Annotated in this window: 20 protein-coding genes and 3 pseudogenes; 8 read left to right on the top strand and 15 right to left on the bottom strand. The window is 64.1% G+C overall.

The annotated features are described in order from the left end of the window. The first annotated feature begins 48 nt into the window (after positions 1 to 48). Entirely contained in the window at positions 49 to 603 is a 555-nt protein-coding gene (locus ACRYA2_RS22215) for a GNAT family N-acetyltransferase (protein ID WP_433633163.1), read from the top strand. Between the two features lie 62 nt (positions 604 to 665). Here ACRYA2_RS22215 and surE read toward each other — a convergent pair whose 3' ends face one another. Next, positions 666 to 1442 (bottom strand): 5'/3'-nucleotidase SurE, encoded by a 777-nt coding sequence (gene surE / locus ACRYA2_RS22210; protein ID WP_433633161.1) that lies wholly within the window; start codon positions 1440 to 1442, stop codon positions 666 to 668. A gap of 147 nt (positions 1443 to 1589) precedes the next feature. Between surE and ACRYA2_RS22205 the strand changes: the two genes are divergently transcribed. Beyond that, entirely contained in the window at positions 1590 to 1802 is a 213-nt protein-coding gene (locus ACRYA2_RS22205) for a hypothetical protein (RefSeq protein WP_433633159.1), read from the top strand. Between the two features lie 3 nt (positions 1803 to 1805). On the opposite strand, the gene ACRYA2_RS22200 is transcribed toward ACRYA2_RS22205, so the two are convergent. The 8 genes from ACRYA2_RS22200 to hemG form a co-directional block, all read right to left on the bottom strand. Beyond that, positions 1806 to 3224: a small ribosomal subunit Rsm22 family protein gene (locus ACRYA2_RS22200; RefSeq protein WP_433633157.1), complete on the bottom strand. Its 1419-nt coding sequence runs from the start codon at positions 3222 to 3224 to the stop codon at positions 1806 to 1808. Continuing rightward, complete coding sequence (locus ACRYA2_RS22195; protein WP_433633155.1) at positions 3221 to 3946, bottom strand: prephenate dehydrogenase/arogenate dehydrogenase family protein; 726 nt, start codon at positions 3944 to 3946, stop codon at positions 3221 to 3223. Before ACRYA2_RS22195 ends, ACRYA2_RS22200 begins: the two co-directional genes overlap by 4 nt. A gap of 39 nt (positions 3947 to 3985) precedes the next feature. Beyond that, positions 3986 to 5341, bottom strand: coding sequence for an LLM class flavin-dependent oxidoreductase (locus ACRYA2_RS22190; RefSeq protein ID WP_433633153.1), 1356 nt, complete (start codon positions 5339 to 5341; stop codon positions 3986 to 3988). Between the two features lie 97 nt (positions 5342 to 5438). Continuing rightward, positions 5439 to 6902, bottom strand: coding sequence for a PAS domain S-box protein (locus ACRYA2_RS22185; RefSeq protein ID WP_433633151.1), 1464 nt, complete (start codon positions 6900 to 6902; stop codon positions 5439 to 5441). Positions 6903 to 7092: 190 nt separating this feature from the next. Beyond that, positions 7093 to 8325, bottom strand: a complete 1233-nt coding sequence (locus ACRYA2_RS22180; protein WP_433633149.1) for a carboxylate--amine ligase — start codon at positions 8323 to 8325, stop codon at positions 7093 to 7095. 83 nt (positions 8326 to 8408) lie between these two features. Beyond that, a complete protein-coding gene (locus ACRYA2_RS22175) occupies positions 8409 to 9056 on the bottom strand; it encodes a phosphoesterase (RefSeq protein ID WP_433633147.1) in 648 nt (215 codons plus the stop codon). A gap of 119 nt (positions 9057 to 9175) precedes the next feature. Continuing rightward, a complete protein-coding gene (locus ACRYA2_RS22170; RefSeq protein WP_433633145.1) occupies positions 9176 to 10039 on the bottom strand; it encodes a hypothetical protein in 864 nt (287 codons plus the stop codon). After that, the gene (gene hemG / locus ACRYA2_RS22165; protein ID WP_433633143.1) at positions 10036 to 10626 is read right to left on the bottom strand and encodes a menaquinone-dependent protoporphyrinogen IX dehydrogenase; all 591 of its coding nucleotides are present in this window, start codon (positions 10624 to 10626) and stop codon (positions 10036 to 10038) included. The genes ACRYA2_RS22170 and hemG overlap by 4 nt, the downstream gene beginning before the upstream one ends. A gap of 254 nt (positions 10627 to 10880) precedes the next feature. On the opposite strand from hemG, the gene ACRYA2_RS22160 reads away from it, so the two are divergent. Beyond that, positions 10881 to 11561: a carbonic anhydrase gene (locus ACRYA2_RS22160; RefSeq protein ID WP_433633141.1), complete on the top strand. Its 681-nt coding sequence runs from the start codon at positions 10881 to 10883 to the stop codon at positions 11559 to 11561. A gap of 124 nt (positions 11562 to 11685) precedes the next feature. Here the strand turns inward: ACRYA2_RS22160 and ACRYA2_RS22155 are convergent, their stop codons facing one another. The 3 genes and pseudogenes from ACRYA2_RS22155 to ACRYA2_RS22145 form a co-directional block, all read right to left on the bottom strand. Then, the gene (locus ACRYA2_RS22155) at positions 11686 to 12693 is read right to left on the bottom strand and encodes a sodium:calcium antiporter (protein ID WP_433633139.1); all 1008 of its coding nucleotides are present in this window, start codon (positions 12691 to 12693) and stop codon (positions 11686 to 11688) included. Between the two features lie 147 nt (positions 12694 to 12840). Beyond that, positions 12841 to 13773, bottom strand: a pseudogene (locus ACRYA2_RS22150) (formate/nitrite transporter family protein); the annotation flags it as partial. 254 nt (positions 13774 to 14027) lie between these two features. Further along, positions 14028 to 14747 carry a DUF2270 domain-containing protein gene (locus tag ACRYA2_RS22145; protein ID WP_433633137.1) on the bottom strand — a complete coding sequence of 240 codons (720 nt, stop codon included), beginning with the start codon at positions 14745 to 14747 and terminating at the stop codon, positions 14028 to 14030. A 306-nt stretch (positions 14748 to 15053) separates the two neighbouring features. Between ACRYA2_RS22145 and ACRYA2_RS22140 the strand changes: the two are divergent. The 5 genes and pseudogenes from ACRYA2_RS22140 to ACRYA2_RS22120 all read left to right on the top strand — a co-directional run bounded on the left by ACRYA2_RS22140 (position 15054) and on the right by ACRYA2_RS22120 (position 18900). After that, positions 15054 to 15600 (top strand): annotated as a pseudogene (locus ACRYA2_RS22140) (GNAT family N-acetyltransferase). A 164-nt stretch (positions 15601 to 15764) separates the two neighbouring features. Then, positions 15765 to 16598 carry a helix-turn-helix transcriptional regulator gene (locus ACRYA2_RS22135; protein WP_433633135.1) on the top strand — a complete coding sequence of 278 codons (834 nt, stop codon included), beginning with the start codon at positions 15765 to 15767 and terminating at the stop codon, positions 16596 to 16598. A 216-nt stretch (positions 16599 to 16814) separates the two neighbouring features. Next, positions 16815 to 17321 carry a hypothetical protein gene (locus ACRYA2_RS22130; RefSeq protein ID WP_433633133.1) on the top strand — a complete coding sequence of 169 codons (507 nt, stop codon included), beginning with the start codon at positions 16815 to 16817 and terminating at the stop codon, positions 17319 to 17321. 74 nt (positions 17322 to 17395) lie between these two features. Further along, positions 17396 to 17535: pseudogene (locus ACRYA2_RS22125) on the top strand (DUF1059 domain-containing protein); the annotation flags it as partial. 561 nt (positions 17536 to 18096) lie between these two features. Next, positions 18097 to 18900: an alpha/beta fold hydrolase gene (locus ACRYA2_RS22120; RefSeq protein ID WP_433633131.1), complete on the top strand. Its 804-nt coding sequence runs from the start codon at positions 18097 to 18099 to the stop codon at positions 18898 to 18900. A 97-nt stretch (positions 18901 to 18997) separates the two neighbouring features. Here ACRYA2_RS22120 and ACRYA2_RS22115 read toward each other — a convergent pair whose 3' ends face one another. The 3 genes from ACRYA2_RS22115 to ACRYA2_RS22105 form a co-directional block, all read right to left on the bottom strand. After that, a complete protein-coding gene (locus tag ACRYA2_RS22115) occupies positions 18998 to 19795 on the bottom strand; it encodes a DUF2182 domain-containing protein (RefSeq protein ID WP_433633129.1) in 798 nt (265 codons plus the stop codon). A 27-nt stretch (positions 19796 to 19822) separates the two neighbouring features. Next, positions 19823 to 20446: a DUF1326 domain-containing protein gene (locus tag ACRYA2_RS22110; protein ID WP_433633127.1), complete on the bottom strand. Its 624-nt coding sequence runs from the start codon at positions 20444 to 20446 to the stop codon at positions 19823 to 19825. Positions 20447 to 20673: 227 nt separating this feature from the next. Next, positions 20674 to 21327 (bottom strand): bacterio-opsin activator domain-containing protein, encoded by a 654-nt coding sequence (locus ACRYA2_RS22105; RefSeq protein ID WP_433633125.1) that lies wholly within the window; start codon positions 21325 to 21327, stop codon positions 20674 to 20676. Positions 21328 to 21550 lie beyond the last annotated feature (223 nt).

Below are 21550 nucleotides of genomic sequence, written 5' to 3'. Positions count from 1 at the left end.
GCGAACCGACCTGTGAGCTTTTTCACATACGCGGTCGAACGGTCGGATATGCCAGGACCGGTCTTTCTGGAGGGCGACGAGGTCACCCTCCGACCCGCGGAAGAGGAGGACGTCGAGTTCGTCCAGCGCTGTATGAACGACCCCCGGGTGTGGCGTCCCGCGCTCGACCCGAACCCGATGAACCGCGAGCAGGGCTCGGAGTTCTTCGAGAACGTCCTCTCCGGCGACGACGGCGTGAAATGTCTCGTCTGCGACGGCGAGAAGCCGCTGGGACTCGTCTCGCTGACGGGAACCAAGTACGGACCGGACGCGACGGACCGGTCGCGGTCCGTGGAACTCTCGTACTACCTCGCGCCCGAACACCACAGTCAGGGGTACGGGTCGGACGCCGCCGCCCGGATGGTGGAGTACGCGTTCGAGGACCTGAACCTCCGGCGGGTAGGCGCCCGTCTCGGAAGCTTCAACGACGCCTCTCGTGGCCTGCTGGAGTCGCTGGGTTTCGAACACGAGGGCACTCTGCGGGAGGCGGCGTGGTTCCGCGGCGAGTACCACGACGTGCTCTGGTACGGACTGCTGCGCGAGGACTGGCGGGCGGACGGGTAGGTCGACGCGGCGCTTCGACGCGCCCCCGGTTCTCGACGGGCCGAGACAGGGACCGTCGTCGGTCAGGGACTGTACGTCTCGGCCAGCGCGTCGAGCGACTCGTGGTGTTCGGTCGTGTGCGGGGCGGTCAGCGGCGAGACGCTCACCCGGCCCTCGTGGATGGCGCGGCGGTCCGTGCCGTCCGGGTCCGGAATCGCGTCCCGTTCCATCTGCTCCCACGTCCGGTCGTGGAGCGTGACGACGCCCCCTTCGATGGTCGCGTCCATGTCGTAGACGCGGGAGGGACGGGTGACCTCGAGCTCCGCCGGCTCGTCGCCGGCCATCGGCGCGTTGACGTTCAGATACTCCGCCTGGTCGAACACGCCCGCCCCGAGCGCGTGCTCGACGAGGTACTTCGTGACGCGGGCGGCGTCCGCGTACTCCTCCACGCTCGTGTCGTACGGCCACATGTGGTTCGGGACGTGCAGCGAGACGGCGACGGCAGGAACGCCGAAGAACGCCGCCTCGACGGCGGCGCTGACCGTCCCCGACCGTCCGAGGACGTACGCACCCATGTTCGCGCCCTCGTTGCACCCCGAGACGACGATGTCCGGATACGGACCGAGCTCTTCGAGGCCGGCGACGACGCAGTCGGAGGGCGTGCCGGCGACGGCGTAGCCGAGTTCGTGCTCCTCGACCTCGACCTCGTAGGACATCGCTCGTCCGACCGCGCTCTGGTCCGTCGCCGGGGCGACGGTGGTGACGTTGCCCACCTCCTGGAGCGCCTCGTACAGCGCACGGATGCCGGGACTGTCGATGCCGTCGTCGTTCGTCAACAGTATTTCCACGGGGTCGGCCATGTCAACGGGGTCGGAGGCGGACCGCAAAAGTGCATCGCTGTCGGTCACGAGAGGGGTGGAGGAGCGGCGAATCGGCATCGTTACTACTATACATAATCAAAATATCAGTGGGATTTAAGCCGAAACGCTCTGTTTGTCTAGATGGACATGGCGGAGGGAGACACGATAGACGCACGAACGCTCGAGCTCAACTACGAGTACGCCCAGCGCAACGTGGACGTCCTCTCCATCTGGTTCGAATGCGAACCGAAACGGACGGTGGAGCTGCTCGCACAGAAGGATATTCCGCTATCGCCGAACGACGCGGGCAAGTTCGGCGTGTACTACGAGTCGGTGCGACAGGACCCGCTGCGGAACTAGCCGTCAGAGGCGGTCGACGACCGTCTCCTCGTCGACGACCAGGTTGTACGCCTCCTCGTCGTCGTTCCAGAGCACGAGCACCTCCTCGAACGCGAGCAGGTCTCCGTACGCCGCTTCCCGCAACGCCCGGTTCAGCGCCGTCTCCCTCGTCAACACCGCGAAGTGGTCTTCCTCCTGACTTCCGTCTCCCACCCGGTACACCTCGTTTTCGGCGTCCGACTCCGACAGCGAGTGGCTGAGCTTCACCGCGACGAGGTCGACCCGCCGGGTGACGTGGCGCTCTGTCTCAGCCATCTTCGCGAACCGGCCGGGGTCGGCGGTCAGGTCCCGGCGGCGCGTCCCGTCGAGCCGCAGGATGGAGTAGGAGTACTGCACGTCCGCGTTGACGAACTCGCCGCTGCCGGGCGCGTCGTCCTCGTCGCTCGCTCGACTCCCCTCGTCCAGTCGTCGCTGGAACGCCGGCACGTCGACGTCGGACCGGACGTCGAACGACCAGCACCGGTCCGAGGGCTGCTCGCCGGGCCACAGTCGCAGCGTCGGCGCGTACACCGTCGCGCGGTCGGTCACCGCGCGTTCGACCTCGCGCAGGCCGATGCTCGCGTTCCGGTCGGCCGGCGCGACGGCGACGAGCGACCCGTCTTCGGCGAGTGCGTCGAGGTACTTCCGGACGACCGCCTCCGGGTCGTCGAGTTCGCTGAGGACGTTGGCGAGGAGGACGAGGTCGTACTCCCCGTCCGGGTCGAACGCTTCGGCCGTCTCGCGGTGGACCGTCGGGTGGAAGTTCCGCCCCGTCTCCTCCAACAGGGCGTCGAGCACGTCCGCGGAGTCGCCGGGTTCGACGGCGTGGTACTCCGCGAGAGCGTCGTCCGGCAGGAAGTCGTGCAGGCCGAGCGCCGGCCCGCCGACGCCGGCTCCGACGTCGAGCACCCGGAGCCGACGGGGGAGCAGGCCGCGCTCGGTCAGCGTCGAGAGCACGTACTGGACGACGGCGTAGTAATCCGGCAGGTGGTAGACGGCGTATCCGAGCGCCACGTCCTCGTCGTACGCGACGGGGTTCTGTGCGAAGTAGTCCTCCTTCAGGCGGCGGATGGTCTCCCGGAGCGCGTCGCCGGACTCCCCGTCGGGCCACCCCGGCCCGAACGCCTCGACGAGCAGGTCCTCCAGCCGACGGGCGTACCCGTCCGGGAACGCCTCGACGCCGCGGAACTCGTGGGGGACCGGCTCCTCGGGGACGGGTTCGAAGGTGCCGTCCTCGCGCTCGATGAGACCGAGTTCGACCGCCTCATCGCGGAGCACCTGCCGCACGGCCGCGGGGTGGGGCTGGCCCGCCACGTAGTCGCTCACCTCCTCGGGGTCGACGGGGCGGACGCTCCGGAGGTACTTCGCGTTCGACACGACTCCCTCGCGCTGGTCGGCGTTCATTCCCTCACCTCCTCGTATAGCCGTTCGAACGTCGCAGGGTCGGCGTCAGCCAGTCGACGCGCCGCCGTCGCGACGCCGTCCGCGCCGCCGAACTCCGACTGGATGTCGGCATACACGCGGGGGTCGCCGCCCGCGACCTGGTCGGCGAGTTCCGCGAGGCGGTCGTACACCGGCGTCGTCAGGCCGTCCGGGACGGGGCCGGCCGCGAGCGCGAACGCGAGCACCGCCGCGTGCGCGCTCGCCTGCACCGTCTCCATCGCGTCGTCGTGCTCCTCCGGCGTCGTCTCGACGAGGTCGTTGCCCCGCGTCGCCAGCGCGGCGAGCAGTTCGTCGGTGACCGGCCCCGACGAGTCGACGACGACGGCGACGTTGCCCGGCGCGCTCTCCGGCCCGAAGAGCGGGTGGAGGCTGGCGCGCTCGCAGTCGGGCGCGTGTTCGGCCATCGCCGCCACCGGGCCGGCCATGACGCCCGTCACGTCGACCAGCGCCTCCTCGGCGTTCCCGGCGTGCTCGGCGATTGCCTCGCTCGCGGCCGGCATCGGCACGGCGACGCAGACCGCCGTGAAGGTCTCGGCGGTCGAGAGCGCGACCGCACGACCGCCCACATCGCTCGCGGCGTCGGCGGCCGCTTCCGGGTCCGCGTCCGCGAACGCCACCTCGGAGTCGACGCTCTCCGCGAACCAGCGACCCATCGCGCCGGCACCGACGACGAGTACGTTCATCGGTACCGAGTTGGCACGTTTCCGGTAAAAGGAGTTCGTTTACTCGCGTTTCGCCGGATGCCCCTCCGGCGGGCGTCGCCGGCCGAACATCCGCTCGCGGAGCGTCCCGTCCTCGTACTCCTCGCGGAGCAGGTCGCGCTCGCGCAGTTCGGGCACGACGAGGTCGACGAAGTCCCGCAGCGTTCCGGGCCGGACTATCTCTTTCACGTTGAACCCGTCGACGCCCACGTCCTCGAACCAATGCTGGAGTTCGTCGGCGACCTGCTCGGGGCTCCCGACGACCACGGGCGAGGTGGAGCCGAGACCGCAGAACTTCGCCACCTCGCGGACGGTCCAGTCGCGCTCCGGCACGTGCTTCGTCAGGGCGTTCACCGCGCCCTGGATGGCGTCGGTCTCGATGTGTTCGACGCGCTGGTCCGGGTCGAGTTCCGAGAAGTCCAGGTCCATGAACCCGCCCAGGAGTGCGAGGGTGGCCTCGGTGTCGACGTTCTTCCGGTAGCGGTCGTACTTCGCCTGCGCCACGGCCTCCGTCTCGCCGACGACGGGCGCGATGCCCGGGAAGAAGCGGAGGTCGTCGGGGTCACGGCCGGCGTCTTCCGCGCGGTCGCGCAAGTCGTCGACGTAGCTCCGGACGCCCTCCTCGGTCGGCTGGCTGACGAACAGCGCCTCGGCGTTCCGCGCGGCGAACTCGCGGCCGCGGTCCGACGACCCGGCCTGGAAGAGCACGGGCGTCCGCTGCGGCGAGGGTTCGCAGCTGTGCGGGCCGGGAACGGAGAAGCGCTCGCCCTCGAAGTCGACGGCGTGGACCTTCTCCGGGTCGGTGTAGACTCCAGCGTCGGCGTCGCGGACGACGGCGTCGTCCTCCCAGCTGTCCTCCCAGAGCGCGTAGCAGACGTCGAGGAACTCGTCGGCGCGGTCGTAGCGCTCCTCTCTGTCCATGCGCTCGTCCAGCCCGAGGTTCTCCGCCGCCGACTCGAGGTAGGAGGTGACGACGTTGAACGCGAGTCGGCCGTCGGTCAGGTGGTCGAGCGTCGACAGTTCTCTGGCGAGCTGGTAGGGGTGGACGTACGTCGTCGAGCGCGTGACGGCGAACCCGAGGTGGTCGGTCACCGACGCCATCGCCGGGACGACGAGTTCCGGGTCGTTCGCGGGCGTCTGGACCGCCTTCTCGATGGCGGTGTCCCGGCTGTCCCCGTACACGTCGTAGACGCCGCGAACGTCCGCGAAGAACACGGCTTCGAACCCGCCGCGCTCGGCGAGGCGCGCGACCTCCTCCCAGTACTCGGTGTCCGTGTACCGGTGGGACTGGTCGCCCGCCGTCCGCCAGTTGCCCGCCGTCACGTGCTCGACGGCGTTCATCGTGAACAGGTTGAGGTGCATCCGGTCGTCGGTCATCCCTCGAAACTGGCATCCGACGGACGAAGTGTGGCGGGGAGCCGGCGATACCCTCCGGCGTCTGAGTCGCCCGAATCCGGACGAGACATTGCGGGCGTCACTCGACTGCGCTACGAGTCCTCACGTTCGTGAACTCGAACCGGGCCCCGCCGACGTCGCTGTCCGTCACCGCACACGTCCACTCGTACACGCCCGCCAGTTCGTCGACGAACGCCAGTCCCAGCCCCATTCCCCCGTGGCTGGCCGCCGTCGTGTACCCCACCTCGAACACCGTCTCCCGGTCGTCGGCCGGGATACCGGGACCGTCGTCTTCCACGTAGAACCCGGTCGGGAGTTCGCCGACCGTGATAGCGACGTTCGCTCCGCCGTGGTCGACGGCGTTCTCGAAGAGATTGCGAAACAGATGTTCGACGTACGTCTCGTCGGCCCGTATCGTGCCGTCGACGAGCACCTCCAGCGTCGCGTCGGGTGCGTCGACTTTCTCCCACGCGCTGCGTGCCGCGTCCGCGAGCGGTACCGAGGTGCTCTCGGAAACCGCCTCGCTCCCCTGTGTCACCACCAACATGGCCTCGATGATGTCCTCGATGCGGTCGAACGACTCCGTGACGTGGTCGACCGCCTCCGGGGCCGCGTCCGCCGGAAGCTCGTGGCAGTACATCTGGCCGATCATGACGGGGTTCCGGAGTTCGTGGGCGACCATGCTCGCGAAGCTGTCCAGTCGCTCGTTCTGTCGTTCGAGTCGCAGTTCGCGCTCGTTGCGCTCCGTGACGTCGCGGACGACGCCGACGAAGTCGTGTCCAGCGTCCCCCTGGTCCGGAAGCCCTGCGACGGTCGCTTCGACCTCGATAGTCTCCCCGGACGCCGTTTCCAGCGTCCCCTCGTACGTGTCCGTCTCGCCGTCGCCTGCCGCGACGTCGCGGTGAATCTCGTCGGAGAAGCGGTCCACGTCCCCCTCCACGACGAGCGACGCGTGCGCTCCGAGGAGTTCCTCGCGGTCGTACCCGACCATCTCGGCGTACGCCTCGTTGACCAGCTTGAACCGGTCGTTTTCGTCCACGACGTAGATGCCGTCGTTGACCGTTTCGACGATGGTCTCGTAGCGTTCGAGTTCCTGGCTGTAGCGTTCCGCTTCCCGCCGTCGCTCCTCGGCGTTGAGCGCCCGTGTTCTGGCCCGCGCGTCGTGGATTCCCATCCCGAGGCCGGCGACGCTGGCGAACGCCGTGAGGATGAAGAGGTTCGCGATGGGGTCGTTGAGCTCGGCCGCGAGCTCGATGAAGAGGAGGACGCCGAGCATCACCCCGACGCTTCCCAGACACCACCGGACGATGGTGGCGAAGAGGTCGGGCCTGATGTCGCTCCCCGGCAGCCGATAGCCGCTGTAGAGGAGGACGAGTCCGGGGACGGCGGTCAGCACGGAGATCATCAGGACCTCGTTGAGCGTCCTCTCTCCGACGAGTGGCGTGAACGGCCAGCCAGCAGCGAGCGTGAGGTACAACCCTCCGAGAGCTACGATAACGCGCCACCCGTCGACCCTCGAGAGGACTCGCGACTCGGCCTTCATCACCCACTCCAATACAATACAGATTAATGATGCTTGTGGCAAGTTCGAGTATTACCTAGGTGTCGTGAGAGTCCCGTTCGACGGGAGGAAGACGGAAGATTCGATGGTAGACGGAGGAACTATCAGAGAGATGAATCGTTTTCTCCACCGGTAGTTGATACCGAGGTTCCGTTTCGACGGCCGTTTCCGGTCAGCATGAGCAGTAGTACTCGGCGCTCCCCGTCTCGGTACGCAGGAGGCGGTACGCCGGGCCGGGGTCGCTCGGTCGGTAGACGCCCGTGGTCAGTCCGGCCTCCGTCTCGAACGCGCCCGAGAGGAGCGACTGCCACTCGGCCTGGCCGAGCACGTCCGAGAAACCGGCATCACTTGCGAGCAATCGGAGGTAGTCCGCGAGGTACACCCACGTCGCGTCTCGCGGCTGGCCGGCCTGGAACGTCTCGCCGACAGCCTCGGCGTAGGCGGCCCACGGCAGGTCCGCACCGGCGGCGACGGGGAGGCTAATCCACTTCCACGGGCGGGTGTTGACGTCGAGCAGGACGTACTCCTCGCGGTCGCCGTCGTAGACGAACTCGGCCTCGCTGATGCCGTAGTATCCCGTCTCCTCCAGGACCGCCAGCGCGCGTTCCCGCACCTCGGGGGTCTCCGTGCGCCGGACGAGACAGGAGGTGCCGAACGCTCGCGGGTAGCGAACCCGGGCGTTCCCGACGAAGGTGACCGGGTCGCCGTCCCGCGGGACGTAGGAGGCGAGCGAGCGGTCCTCTCCCGTGACGACGGGCACCTTCTCCTGGGCCATCACGCGGATGCCGTGCTCGCGAGACATCGCAGCCACGTCGTGCAACTCCTCGCGGTCCGCCACCTCGATGACGTTCGTCCCGACCGCCTCCTCGAACTCCCGCTTGCGGGCGGGCTTGACGATGAGCGGGAACCCGAGCGCGTCCGCCGCGTCGTCCGGGTCCGTCTCCGAGAGTCGGTACGTCTCGGGGTACGGCACCCCCAGTTCCTCGGCGGTGGCGTACAGCGACTCCTTGTCGAGGACGGCGTCGACGGTCTCCCGGCCGGCGAACGGCAGGCGGACGCCCTCCGGCTCCGAGTCGGCGAAGGCGTGGACCCACTCGTCCATGCAACCGAAGGCGACCGGTTCGTGGCCGGTCTCCGCCGCCAGCGCCTCCACGTCCTCCCGAAACCCGTCCAGGTCGTCGAGCGGGTAGGTTACCTGCCCCGCGAAGTCCACAGCGTCGGAGTACGGTGCGACGCCTCGACCGTTGCGGTCGATGGCGACGACGGGCACGTCGTGAGCGGAGAGCGCGCGGGCGACGCTCAACCCGGTGACGTGAGCGTTACAGACGATAGCCGGCGGACGGTCGAAGGACGCGGCGGCGAGCGCGTCCCGGAGTCCGTCGACGGAGCGAAACTCGGAAGCCATGCATCGGGGTTGGAACGGTCCGCGGTAAAAGCTCCGGCACGGGGCGAGACGTTCCGCTATCCGGGACGCCCACGGCGGCGTCGCTACCCGTTCGTCTCCCCTCGTCGCTGGCGGTCCGTCGACGGTCGCCCCCCGGCCTGGAGCCGGTGGAGCGTCACGACGATGACGGTGGCGAGGAGGAACGCACCGATGGCCTGCGCCCAGGTGTGGGCGTCGACGAGGACCCGATTCGGAACCATCACCACAGGGACGACTAGCAGCGGCCAGAACTTCCGGTCGACGAGCGCGAGGTAGAGCGTCGGCATCACCGAGAGGAGGACGTGTCCGGAGACGTTCCAGAACGGCGAGAGCAGGGCGTACGGGACCGTCACGGCGGCGAGTATCTCCGCCGCGCGGGGGACGAGTTCGCCCCAGCCGAACCGCCGCCAGAGATACCAGGTCACGCCGACGGCCACGAACAGGCCGCTCGCGACCAGCGCGTCGACCTGCCAGGCGTTCCCCTGGGTGAGCTTCGCCGGCGGCGTGCCGGTGACGAGCGAGTACGCCGCCGTCGGGGCGAGCGAGAGCACCCCCGCGAGGAGGAACGCTCCGACCCGACGCCAGAGCATCGAGCGACCGACGTTCTGCCGGCTCCACTCGTAGTGTATCGTGAGGACGAATCCACCGCCGACCAGCACGGCCGGGTGGAAGACGTACGGATAGTACGTCATCGCACGCATCAGTAGACTCATCGTCCGGCGTTACGGCGCTCGGTCGAAAAACGTCTGGGGCAGCCCGGACCGCCCGTCAGGTTCGCGCTGCGTTCCGACGCTCTTCGGCGCGTGCCCTACGCTGCTCGGGTCGGACGGAGTCACGTCTCGTGGCCGGTGTCGGTAGCCGAAGCGGTCGACGGAGAAGCTGATTCGGGACCGATGGACGAGAGGAGCCGAACCATCAGAAGCACGCTTGCGAGGGTCAACGCCCCGAAGATGACGATCTGGGGTACCGGGGCGGCCTGACCGTCACGAATCATGAAGAAAGCCATGGCCAGCACGGCCCCGCCGAGGGTGGCGACCTTCACGAGTAGGACGGCCGTGAACGCGTACCCCCAGGGCCGGCGTTTCCGGAGCCAGTACGCCGAGAGGGCGAAGGCGGGAACGACGATGCCGAGGTCGAACGAGTAGATGACGGACGTCGGGAGGCCGGCTTCGGCGATGCTCGACGGCGTCGTCCCCGCGAGGGTCGCCGGGAGGATTTCCGATAGCCACAGGAGCGTTATCAGCACGACCAGCAGCAGTTGGAAGGCGACGTACGACCGAGTCGACGTCTCACCGACCGCTCGTTTCAGCGCGGCAGCGTCCAGTCGGACCATTCCGCCGACGAACGTGAACAGCGTCAACCAGAGCAGCGTCGTGTAGACGAGATACAGTTCGTTGAACGCGGTCATGAACGCGTACGAGGCGTAGGTGTACAGCAGATACCCGGTCACGCCGAGCCAGACGACGTATCCGCGGAGCGACCCGCGGGTGGCGAAGTACAGCGACGCGGCCAGTGCGGGGACGGCGACGGCGAGCGTCAGCAGGTCCTGGCCGTAAACCTGCGGGAGCAACACCGGCGCGTCGCGGTAGAAGCCGGGGACGAACAGGCCGACGACGGTTGCGACGACCGTCAGCACCAGCGTCGCCAGCGAAGCGAGGACGTACGAACGCGGGAGCGAGTCGCCGGACACGGTCACTCGGTCCCTTCCACGTCACTGGCCTCGGATGGCGTCACGCCGAGGCGCCCCTCGACGAACGCTGCGAAGTCGTCAGCGAAGGATTCGACTTCGTGCCAGTCGGTGTACTCGTAGTCGCGGGACGTGTCGGTATCGCCGGTTGCCTCCTTCGCGATTCGTTTCATCATCAGTCGCTTGAGGAAGCCGTACTTCGAGTAGCGAAGCGCACCCCCGAAGAGACCGATCCGGTCGGGGTGCCAGTCGGTCTCCTCGAGAAACGCATCGACGTACCCCGCCGCTTCCGCCCGTCGCGTCTCGTCGGTCACCGCGGAGGACATGGACAACTGGAAGAACGCCGTCGGTCGCGCCGCCAGCGCGTCGCGCCGGGCGCTCACGAACTTCCGCACCGCCGGCTGGTGTTTTCCAACGTGGATCGACGCGCCGATACACGCTGCGTCGAACTCCTCGACGTCGAAGTCGGTCGAAACCTCGTCGGCGTTCACGGTGGTGGCATCGTGGCCGCGCTCGACGAGCACCTCGGCGATTCGCTCGGCGACCTTCGCCGTCTGTCCCTCTCCGGTTCCGTACAGTACGAGAAACGAAACCATCGTAGCTCTCCGTGAGATACACCCCTGTGGTCAATAAAAGATGGCCAGGGCCAGCGGCGTCTCCCTTCTCGAGCAGAGATGCGACCTGCAACCGACCGTCCGTCAGGCCGTTCTCGTCGTTGCCGGGACGACCGCGCCGCACTGCGACCGACGGTCCGAACGACACGCACCTCGACCGACGCGACCGAACAGTCGCCCCTTCGTGGAGACGGTAGAAGCAAGGAATATATCCGAAGGCGTTATTCGCTCCAACTATGCATCGGGGATTCGTCGAGCTACTGCGGAGCAATTCGGACCACGCGAAAGAGTTCCAGTCCCGGTTCGACGACGTACAGGACTCACAACGACCGGACGTGGTCACCGTCTGTTGCTCGGACTCGCGCGTCCTGCAGGACCACATGTGGGGGAACGACCGGCCCGGGCGTATCTTCACGTGCAGTAACATCGGAAACCGGGTCGTTCAGCGGACCGAATCCGGCGAGGCGGTCTCGGGAGACGTCCTCTATCCTGTCGAGCACACGGGGACGGACACCGTCGTCGTCGTCGGACACACGGGCTGTGGGGCTGTCACGGCGACGTACGACGACCTGAACGGCGGGGTTTCCGAGCCACCGGGTATCGAGCACTGTCTCGACCTGTTGAAGCCTCGACTCGAAGCGGGCGTCGAGTCGCTCTCCGCGGACCTGAGCCGGACGGAGGCCGTGAATCGGCTCGTCGAGTACAACGTCGACAGGCAGGTCGAGTTCCTCGTCGAGAGTGACGAAATTCCGTCGGCGGTCGACGTCGTCGGCGTCGTGTACGACTTCCAGGACGCGTACTCCGGGCGCCGCGGGCAGGTCCACGTCGTCAACGTCGACGGCGAGACGGACGTCGAGGCGCTGCGGGAGGGCCATCCGGAGATCGCCTCGCGGGTCGAGCGACTCTGGGAGTACTGAGCCGCCCGCCGACGTCATCTGCCGAAATTCCGGAGAGGCGAGTTCGACAGGGGGCTCTCCGAAACGAGTCGGCTGTCTCGGAGTCGTCCGTACCGACTCCGCTCGCCCGAGCGTCGGCCCGGGTTCAGAGACCGTGGACGGTCTCCATGACGCCGACCGTTTCGAGCACCATCCAGAGGAGGAACGTCACGTACAGGGCCACGAAGACGTACGCCTCCCGTTCGGTGAGTTCGAGGTGCGTGCGGGTGAAGACGACGAACACCAGGGTCGCGAAGCCGAGGAAACCCATCAGCGGGACGGCGACGAGGAAGTTGATGGTAGCCGACCCGGCGATGAGGACGCCGACCGGGATGGCGACGAGGAGGTTGAACGTGTTGCTCCCGAGGACGTTCGTCAGGCTCGTGACGCTCTCGTCGTTTCTGGCGGCGCGGACGCTGACGAACGCGTCGGGGAGACTCGTCCCGATAGCGATGACGGTCAACCCCCAGAGGAAACTCGGCGTGTCGAGAATCGCGCCGAAGCTGAGAGCCGCGCGGACGATACCTTCGACGCCGACGGCGATGAAGACGAGAGAAACCGCGAGCTTCGTCCACTCGCGACGCGGTTCCACGTCGACGTGGTCGGTGCTCGCGTGCTCGCGGGTGTCCTGGTGGTGGAGGAAGACGTAGACGCCGTACGTGACGAGGGGAAAGATCACGAGCGTGGGGGTGAGGATGGCGACCCTGTTCGTCCCGCCGGGGACGTAGGTTGCACCGAGCGCGAACGTGATGAACAGGACCAGGACGCTGATGATGTAGAACTGAGCGTCCTTGTGGACGATGTCGCGGGTCGCTTCGAGTTTCTCGCTGGTGAGCGCGGACACGGCTGGGATGACGAGGAGATTGAAGATGGCGCTCCCGACGATAGCGCCGAGACCGAGCGAGAACTCCCCGTGAAGGGCCGTGCTGACGACGACGGAGCTGAGTTCCGGAAAGCTCGACCCGACGGCGACGACGATGGCTCCGTGGACGGCGACGGGCAAGCGGTAGTGCTTGCTGAGACGTTCGGCGGACCGTTCGAGAAGTTCGCTCGCCTTCCAGATGACGCCGGTCGAAATCAGCGCTACGACGAACGGGACGAGGAGACTGCTCATCGGGTTGACCGTGTGGACACTCGCAGAAAAGTAGTATCGTTCGAGACGACCGTCGGAAATTAGCCCGTCGACTTCTCGTTCGGCTCCGTCGAACGGGACCGATCAGTCGTCGTGGCGATGCGACCCGCCGTCTCCGTTCCAGCCGTCCGGAATGTACGACCGATTCTCCCCTCGTCCGAGGAACCAGTCCCGGACCGACAGTCGCCGGTCGGCAGCGTCCGTTCGGGCCATCTTGCGTCGTTCCGACGTCGTCTGGAAGTAGTTGACCACGGTCACGAGCAGGACGCCGCCAGCGGTGTTGCCGAGCAGCACCGGCAGAACGAAGTCCACCAGGGACCCGACGAGCGCGGCCTGTCCGCGGACGACGAGATACACGACCTCGGTGAACGAGACGACGACGTGGAACAGGTTCCCGAAGGGGATGGCGAGAAACGCCACGTACACCAGAACCAATCGAGAGATCGTGTCACGGGCGGCGTAATCGAGCCATACGACACCGGCGACGATCAGCCCGGCGAAGCAAGCTTTGAAGAACAGATCCCAGAACGGCGTCTCGATGCCCTTCGTCGCGATGGTGCTGGCGGCGACCGCCGCGTCCGGCGATAGGACGCCGGTCGTTGCCAGCACGACCCCACCCAGGCCGCCGCCAGCGAAGTTACCGACGAGGACGATCGCCCAGATCCGGAGCAGCCGAGGGAGACTCGCCAGTCGCTCCAGTACGAGCACCACCGGCGGGAGCGTGTTTTCCGTGTACAACTGGTATCCGCCGAGGATGATGTAGATGAACCCGAGCGGGTAGAGCAGTGCGCTCAGAACCGGGTCACCGCCCGTTGCAGCGGTCAGCGAGGCGTACAGCAGGTAGGTAATCGTGATCGCGAATCCGGCCGCGAGGGCGCTGAAGAACAGCTCCCGGTCCCCGGTCGTGGCCTCCTCGTCGGCGGCAGCGAGGATCCGCTGGAACACCTCGTGGGTTTCGAACCGGTCCCGGACGACCGATCCGACAGCGGGTGCGCCGTGACGCGAGTGCTCGATAGCTTCGCGAACCGTTTCGTCGGTGTTTGCGTCGTCGTCGTCGCTCATCTGATTTTCCTTTTCGACACGCCTGGAAAAATCTCTCGTTCCGAAGACTCCAGACCGAAGGTCAGCGTACCGCTGGTAGCCTGTAGGGCGAGTTGCTCCGCGACGGTTCGACCCACGGTATCGGTCGACTTAGATCGGCGTCCGGTCTGCTTCGGACGCCTCGCGTAGCACGAGAGAACCGGGGAACGCCGCCGAAACGCGCTGCTGACCGTTTCCCTCGTTCGCCCGCGAGTCGTGCTCGGTACGGCAACGGATTATTGGTCCGTCTCCTTCCATTCGTCCGTATCCCCTTCACGGAATTCGCCCTTGGCGTGACGCTCTCGGGGCCAGAACGCGAGGCCCAGTAGTGTGACGTAGAACGCGACGACGACGACGACCACAGCAATTCCGGGGATACGGGCGACTCCGGCAGTCGCCAGCCAGTCCTGGCGCGGCGCGAACGCTGTAATCCTGAAGGCCCATGCGGCGAACAGGACACCGAGCAAAGCGAGATATACGCGCTGAAGGCGGTTCGCGAGTGCTTCGTAGAAGGAGACCTTCAGCGTCGGCCTGCGATAGTCCCTGCTCAGTTTCGCCCGCCAGTCGTGGCTTTCGACGCCCTGGGACGGATCGAGGGCGTTTGCGAACAGATTCTCTTGGAGGAGTCGAGCGCGCGAGCGAAAGACGTCGTAGTCCCGGTACCGCCGGGCTTCGATGCCCAGGAAAATGGTGACGACGACGACCCCGATCAACAAGATGTAGTGTGGGTTATCGGGACTCGAAAACGCCCACGTCAGTATCGCGGCCAGCACGGTCACCGCCCACGTCGTCGTCTGGTCGAGGCGCTGGCGCCACGTCCCCACTCGGTCCAGTTCTCCGCGATAGGCGTGAGCCATCACCGACCCGAGGCCCGTACTTTCGTCGACCATTTCGCGGCCTATCTCCCGTTGGTCTGGCGCTGTCGGGTCGAACTCGTCGCTGTTCGAATCGGTCATAGAAGGGAGACACACTGCCTCGTTCCATAAGCGGATACGGTGAGGGGTTCCGGCCAGGTGGCTGTTCTCCCGCGTATCGCCGTATCCGGGAACGTCGGTCGACCCGACCGAGTCGAACGCGGCGGAGCGACGGAGAGCGGGGAGACCGACTTCCGTTCGCCGGCCCGACGAATCACCAGCGGTGAGTAAACCGCTCGCGCGTCTCCGAGAGATGCAGCGCCGTTACCTGCCGTGCCTCGTGGACGACTCCACCCCGTTCCGGTCCGATACAGAAAGCGTATTGTGGACCCCCGTTCCCCTGTACTCATGCCAGGCGCACGCATCACGAGTGGCGAGCGGGTCACGCTCCGGACGGTCGAGAGCGAGGACGTTCCTCCAGCGCGCCAGCGCCAACCCCGAGATCCGGTATCCGCTCGGCAATCCTCTCAGGAACCGGGAGCAGATCGACGTGTCGGACGAGAAGGGGACGGACCAGTTCCTCGTCTGTCTCGACGAAGACGACGCCGGTCCTGGTCGCCCCGACGAAGACGACGTGACGCGAATCGGCCAGGTGAGCGTTTCGGACGCCGACTGGAAACGCCCCGAACTCGGCTACTGGCTCGTTCCGGACGTTCACGGCGAGGGTTACGGCACGGAATCCGTCTCGCTCGTCGTCGAGTACGTCTTCCGAGAGTACGACACCCCCGCCGTGGGTGCGGGGGCCTACGACTGTAACGACGCCTCCCGCGGTCTGCTGGAGTCGCTCGGGTTCACCGAGGAGGGACGCCGCCGCAAGTTCATGTTCGTCGACGGCGAGTACCGCGACATGGTCCAGTACGGACTCCTCCGTCGGGAGTGGCGCGAACGAGCGTGACTACTGTACCCTGCCGACGGTTCGAGGCCGTCCAGTTATCGGCGTCCATACGAATCCGTCGAACGAGTGAAACGACAGTGAAGAGGGAACCGTCGCGGTAGACGGGCTAGAAACGCCGTAATCGAGCACCAAACCGTTATATTATAAGCATGCGTACAAACGACATGACACCGCGCACCACGAGCACTCCGCTCGACGACGTCGAGTTCCTCGCGCGGTCAGACCACCGCGTCACCACGCTCGCCGCACTGGCCCGGTGGCCCCAGAGCCGGGCCGACCTCCGGGCCATCACCGGCGTGTCCCAGTCCACGATCGGGCGCACGCTGCGCGCGTTCGAAGACCGACACTGGATTCGCAGGGATGAACAGCATTACGAGGCGACACAACTGGGTGCATTCATCGCGGCGGGGATGTGGGAGCTGGTCGACCGGGTCGAAACCGAGCAGACCCTCCGCAACGTCTGGCAGTGGCTTCCGAGCGAGGCAAGCGGCTTCACCGTCGATATGGTGTCCGATGCGGTCGTGACGGTCGCCGAGGCAGACGACCCGTATCGCCCGGTGACCCGATTTCTGTCCCTGCTCCGGGAGACGGACCGGTTGCGGTTCGTCGGGGTCGACCTGGCCTTGCTCGAGCCGAGTAAAGATGAACTCTGTCAGCGGATCGTCGACGGCATGCGCACGGAGATCGTCGATCCGCCGAGTGTCGTCAACCACATCCGCTCGACTTACTCCGAGCAGTTCGTCGAGGCTCTGGAGAGCGACAACCTTACCGTATGGGTACACGACAACTTGCCGCCTTACGGCGTCGGAATCTTCGACGACCGAATCGCGATAATCGGCTACGACCCCACCAGCGGGGTGGTCCACGTGGTAATCGATACCGACGCCCCGGAGGCACGCGAGTGGGCGGAATCCGTCTTCACGTTCTACCGGCGCAAGACGCCAACGGTCGCTCTCGAAAGCGATCGAGGAATCACTTCACGGGCATCGGGAGCGTAGTCGAGAACTGCCCGACGGCTACGTTCGCGGGGTGCATCACCGTCCATGGCGCTCGGTACGGACGACGAGCGCGGATGACGCGGCGAACCGCACAACGGCCGGCCCCGGCTTGCAGTTGACGCCCACCTTGCAGCCGATGAAAGACGGCCAGGGGTTGCCCGAAACCCACTAGATACCTACACAAGTTCCGGTCTCGTAGTGTCTCCCGGTTATACCATGAGCGTAAACCAAGCAACAGTCGACCGTCACGCGACTGACTACGAACTCGGACGCAAGGAACGGTTCGGATCACTCCTGATGGCACTCGCGGGCGTTGCCTTCATCGGCTACGGAGTGGTCTTCCTCGCCAGAACGTTCTTCGGCACCGGCTTCGAACTCGGCGTCGCAACTCTGAACGGGGTTACGAGGGCGGAGCTCAACGCGATCGACCCCGCGGTCGTACACTACATCGACCATCTCCACGTTGCGACCGCCGCGTTCATCATCTCCACGGGGATTGCAGTCGTAGCGTTGGCGTGGTACGGTGTGCGAAGTGGCCTATTGTGGGCGTGGGCAGCTGCGGTCGTCGCAGCCGTGGTCGGACTGGGCCTTGCCCTCCCGATGCATTACATGGACCTCTTCAGCCACAACTGGATGACGCATCTCGGGCCTATCTACCTCGCTACGATCGTATTCGTGGTGGGGGCCGCACTCGCATACCGAGGTCTCCAATCTGAATCCTAGAAGTCACTCTAGACCGTCACGAATACCCATCTAACCGGTGCATTCGTACCGTCTCTCGGTGGGAGGTAACACCGATGGCGAACGCACACAAACTCGATTGCGAGGCGGCAGCAGCCGATTGCCGCTTCATCGTTCAATCAGAAAACGAAGCGGAAGCGATCGAACTGGCAAAGAAACACGTGAAGACGTTCACGGCCGAGAATACACGGACGAGGCGACCTATCGTATCGAAGTCCGTGAAACTGACTACTTATTCGAAACCGACCAGACCGGGTTTCTCTACGGGAGCGAACTCTCAGAACTTGCTGGGGAACTACGACCGGTACTCCCCGAGACGGACGCCTTCTATGCGGAGATCGCACGGGATATTGGCTCTCACCCGGACGCCTGCCAACTCCGCATAGTTGACGCTATTGCTATCCTCTGTGAACAAGCTGGTGACGATGAGCTACTCATCCATGAGTTCAGCTATTAGCGGTCACTCTGTGTCAAGCGCAAGTAAATTACACCTTCTATCGTTGTTAAACTTTATTCAGTTCAATAACTCACGTAATACAGTTGTGTGTATTTCACCGGTATCCGAGCAACCCCTATGTAGCAGCTCGGTCGAAATTTCTAGATCTTGGAGTCGAAATCGGGCGTATTTCGTGAGCTGAGGCAAACTTCTGTGTCGATAGGCGTGCCAAAGAAGAATTCACCCACTTCATAGCCTACATTCAGCACATCTTCGAACCCTGCTCGGTATTATCAGTCACGGCAACGTAGTTTCGCTACTATGCCAGTCATCCAGTGCAATGGGGCTGACCTCTATTACGAGGATCACGGTGAGGGTCAACCGATCGTATTCCTTCATGGGGCCACGGCGGGTCTTCGATACTTCGAGCCGCAGCTGACAGCGATGTCTGGTGACTATCGGACGGTCGGGGTCGATTTTAGAGGCCATGGTCGATCCGAGAAGACGGAACTCGGTCACACCATCCAGCACTATGCTGATGATATACGATCGTTCTTAGAGCAACTCGATCTCGATGATGTCATTCTCGTCGGGTGGTCGATGGGGGCCATTGTTTCGTGGGAGTATATCCATCAGTTCGGTACTGATCAGATTCGGGCGCTCGTAGATATCGACATGGAACCGTCACCCGTGAAACGGGAGGACTACGACTACGGGAGCTACACTGTCGATAATCTCGAAGAGGCCATCGGTCAGATCCAGACATCACCTATCGAACTCCTCGACCAGCAAGCGAAGGCGATGCTCAATGAGCCGCCATCACGGGAACTTCGTAATCTAATACTCGACGAAGGGTCACGGACGCCCGCATCAATCCAGGGCGCGTTACTCTTTGGACTACTGTACTTGCGTGATTACCGGGATGTACTTCCCGAGATTGACGTCCCAACGTTAGTGTGTGCTGGAGCAGATGAAAAGTGGCGCAGCGTTGCGTCCGTCCAAAATGTCGCAGAACTCGTACCGAATGCCCAGTTTGAACTCTTCGAAAACAGTGGCCATTGTCTCACTATTGAGGAACCCGAGCGATTCATCCGAGTCCTTGGCGACTTTATTGGCACGCTGTGACCGAGACGTGCCCTCTATCCAGAACGACCGTGAGACCTATCACTGTCAGAGTGTCATAAAAGAACCAGAATTTTCTGTCACTCTCACTTGTTTTCATCTATCCGACAAACACATGCACGACGACCAGGCTCCCGCCTCCAAACGCTGAGAGGATGCCGACGGCCCTTGCCAACCGAGGCCCCCACGAAACCGTTCGTTCAAGCGAGAGAACGATCGTGATGATACCCATCCAGAGGATGTTCATCGTGCCAGCGACGACCATGAACGCAAACAATGCCCAACAGCAGCCGACACAGAAGAGACTAAAGCGCCAGCCCATGCTCGCGGCACCTCGAACGCCGGGGCGATGATGGGACATCAGAAAGCCTAGCGGTGAGCGACACTTATCAAGACACTTATATTTATATGGCGATAGTTGGTATCCCCCCAACAGCACCAGTACACCTCCGAACAGGAGCGGCCCGTGGTCAGTGGCGAGCGCCGAAATTGGAATCACAGAATTAACAGCCAGTGGGATCAGTCCAGTGAGCGTCCAAACAAGCGTGTACGTCCCGAGCAGGGCGCCCAGCCGGGTGAGTTTTGCGACTCTCGTGGCATCCTGAAGAGTGCCGTAGTACAACCGGAACAGCGGCACCGATGAGGGATACATCATGGCGATCATCATCACCCCCCACATAGTCAGATAGAATCCCACGCCGCCGAGGCCATATCCGGTTACCATCGCCTCCGGAACTCCTGGATCGGACATCCGCATGCCCATCTCTCCCCCCGGCATTGGCAGCCACTGTCGGAGAAGTGCTATCCACGCGACAAGCGCGATACCGTAGATAGCGATGGCGATGACCGGCAGCTGACGAACCGTGAGAGACTGTCGAACGGAATCTCGTGTCACCATATTTATGTGGGACAAGGAGTGGTGAGTTCAGGTATTCGCCATCTCGAACTCGCTAAAGTACGAGTTGTTTCCACTGACATCCCACGAAAAGTCGTCATCGAAGGCGACAGTCGCCTCGGTCGTCTTACCGGTATTCGCCGTTTGTTCTGGCGGGATAAACGGGTGGGGATGCACCGATCCCTGGCTGTCTCCAAAGCCAACGAGCTTGTTAGTCTCTATCGTAACTATATCTCCTGCGCTGAACGAGAGGTGATCATCCTCCTGGGAGTATGTGAACGGGACGGCAACACTGTCTTCGACTGAATCGATGAGGGGAGCTGCGGCTTCGAACAATCCACCTGCTTGACCGGAGAAGATAGTCTTGAGTGCATCCGCTTGCTTCTCGTCAGCAGCCTCGTCGATTACGAGGACGACGTGCCACCCGCCCTCAAGGAGTATTCCCTCGTCCAGGACAAGCATCCCAGCGCCTAGACCGTCCAAGGACACGTCGCCATAGGCCCCTTCGTTGATATTCCAGAACCCAGCGAAGGTACACCCACCGTCATCAGCTGGTTCGTACCACAAACACTGGCACGGGACTGAGCAGTTGCACGCTTCGATGAACTCTCCTTCGAGGCTCCACTCGGGATTAGCTTGCTGGTCGTTGGTCATTAACAGTCACACCCACCGTTGGTGAGTATGGTAGAGTCTGACTGCCACGGGGAGAACTGTTGCCTTCAGTGCTGATCGTACATTTGCCACCGGTCGAGTGCACCCTCCAACCCAGGAAGAGGTGTGCTGTTCCATCAGACAGTTCGGTCTCGTACTCGATCGATGCTGAGAATGTCGTGATTTAGATTGAGTCGGACTGGTCTGGTAACCCTGCCAACCTCGGGCTACTACCGGCTGGGCTGGTCATCTGCCAGCAACGTGTGCTCTATGAGCGCATCTACCCCATGGCGGATACGCTGGGAGAGCGCGCTGTCGCTGATCTCTTCAGCCTCGGCAAGGTCGGAGAGCGTCGTTCGTCGCGGCACCTTGAAATAGCCGTGGCGATACGCTGTCAGCAGTGTCTCACGCTGATCGGACGAGAGTGCGGACTGATCTTCAGGCAATGTTGGGTTGTAGATATGGCGTAGCGTGACTGGGATATCGTCCTCGGTGAGGGCCATATTGAACGCAGACAGGTCTTCGTGTGCGGTAAAGCGTAATCGGAAGTCCCAGGTGTCGGCAGTTCCGGTCGCTTCGAGGATTTTCGCGTGTGTGTCAGTGAGTGCCTGAACGAGACCGTTAATATCTGGGCTCCAGTGAACTTCGTAGAGTGTCTCGTCGTCGGTGGTCGTGAGTTCTGTGACGGTTTCCGTCTGTGGATGCTCGTGTAGACTGGCTTCGATTGTCTCCGGGTCTTCGCCGGAGATCCAGAACAGCGGAATGATGGCTTCCTGGAGCGGGACGATGCGTTCGAGTTCGATCTCGATATCCGGGATATCGTCCAGGACGCGGCCTAACGCGAACGTGTTTGCGGGGACAGTGATATCTGCGATGACGGTCATAGGGTTGGTTTCGATAGACACCGCGCCGGGATTGGTCGTTGAGTTGTGTTACCGTAGTTCGAGGCCGAACAGCAAAACCCTGTGGAATTAGTTAGCGTGGTTCGAGACCGAAGGCAGAGTACTGGGAGCGTGGGTGAGTGAGATTCGGATATGCACCGATGTAGTCGGAGTTCTGCCTGCATCACTGAAGGCAACGTTTGTTTCCACATCTGATAAACACTCA

This window comes from Halomicrococcus pelagicus (assembly GCF_050954125.1).
This window is presented reverse-complemented; position numbering and strand designations above follow the sequence as displayed.

Excerpts from the sequence above, each read along its gene's own strand:
- ACRYA2_RS22215 (WP_433633163.1), top strand. The coding sequence starts at position 49 with ATGCCAGGACCGGTCTTTCTGGAGGGCGACGAGGTCACCCTCCGACCC.
- surE (WP_433633161.1), bottom strand. The coding sequence starts at position 1,442 with ATGGCCGACCCCGTGGAAATACTGTTGACGAACGACGACGGCATCGAC.
- ACRYA2_RS22205 (WP_433633159.1), top strand. The coding sequence starts at position 1,590 with ATGGCGGAGGGAGACACGATAGACGCACGAACGCTCGAGCTCAACTAC.
- ACRYA2_RS22200 (WP_433633157.1), bottom strand. The coding sequence starts at position 3,224 with ATGAACGCCGACCAGCGCGAGGGAGTCGTGTCGAACGCGAAGTACCTC.
- ACRYA2_RS22195 (WP_433633155.1), bottom strand. The coding sequence starts at position 3,946 with ATGAACGTACTCGTCGTCGGTGCCGGCGCGATGGGTCGCTGGTTCGCG.
- ACRYA2_RS22190 (WP_433633153.1), bottom strand. The coding sequence starts at position 5,341 with ATGACCGACGACCGGATGCACCTCAACCTGTTCACGATGAACGCCGTC.
- ACRYA2_RS22185 (WP_433633151.1), bottom strand. The coding sequence starts at position 6,902 with ATGAAGGCCGAGTCGCGAGTCCTCTCGAGGGTCGACGGGTGGCGCGTT.
- ACRYA2_RS22180 (WP_433633149.1), bottom strand. The coding sequence starts at position 8,325 with ATGGCTTCCGAGTTTCGCTCCGTCGACGGACTCCGGGACGCGCTCGCC.
- ACRYA2_RS22175 (WP_433633147.1), bottom strand. The coding sequence starts at position 9,056 with ATGAGTCTACTGATGCGTGCGATGACGTACTATCCGTACGTCTTCCAC.
- hemG (WP_433633143.1), bottom strand. The coding sequence starts at position 10,626 with ATGGTTTCGTTTCTCGTACTGTACGGAACCGGAGAGGGACAGACGGCG.
- ACRYA2_RS22160 (WP_433633141.1), top strand. The coding sequence starts at position 10,881 with ATGCATCGGGGATTCGTCGAGCTACTGCGGAGCAATTCGGACCACGCG.
- ACRYA2_RS22155 (WP_433633139.1), bottom strand. The coding sequence starts at position 12,693 with ATGAGCAGTCTCCTCGTCCCGTTCGTCGTAGCGCTGATTTCGACCGGC.
- ACRYA2_RS22145 (WP_433633137.1), bottom strand. The coding sequence starts at position 14,747 with ATGACCGATTCGAACAGCGACGAGTTCGACCCGACAGCGCCAGACCAA.
- ACRYA2_RS22135 (WP_433633135.1), top strand. The coding sequence starts at position 15,765 with ATGACACCGCGCACCACGAGCACTCCGCTCGACGACGTCGAGTTCCTC.
- ACRYA2_RS22130 (WP_433633133.1), top strand. The coding sequence starts at position 16,815 with ATGAGCGTAAACCAAGCAACAGTCGACCGTCACGCGACTGACTACGAA.
- ACRYA2_RS22120 (WP_433633131.1), top strand. The coding sequence starts at position 18,097 with ATGCCAGTCATCCAGTGCAATGGGGCTGACCTCTATTACGAGGATCAC.
- ACRYA2_RS22115 (WP_433633129.1), bottom strand. The coding sequence starts at position 19,795 with ATGGTGACACGAGATTCCGTTCGACAGTCTCTCACGGTTCGTCAGCTG.
- ACRYA2_RS22110 (WP_433633127.1), bottom strand. The coding sequence starts at position 20,446 with ATGACCAACGACCAGCAAGCTAATCCCGAGTGGAGCCTCGAAGGAGAG.
- ACRYA2_RS22105 (WP_433633125.1), bottom strand. The coding sequence starts at position 21,327 with ATGACCGTCATCGCAGATATCACTGTCCCCGCAAACACGTTCGCGTTA.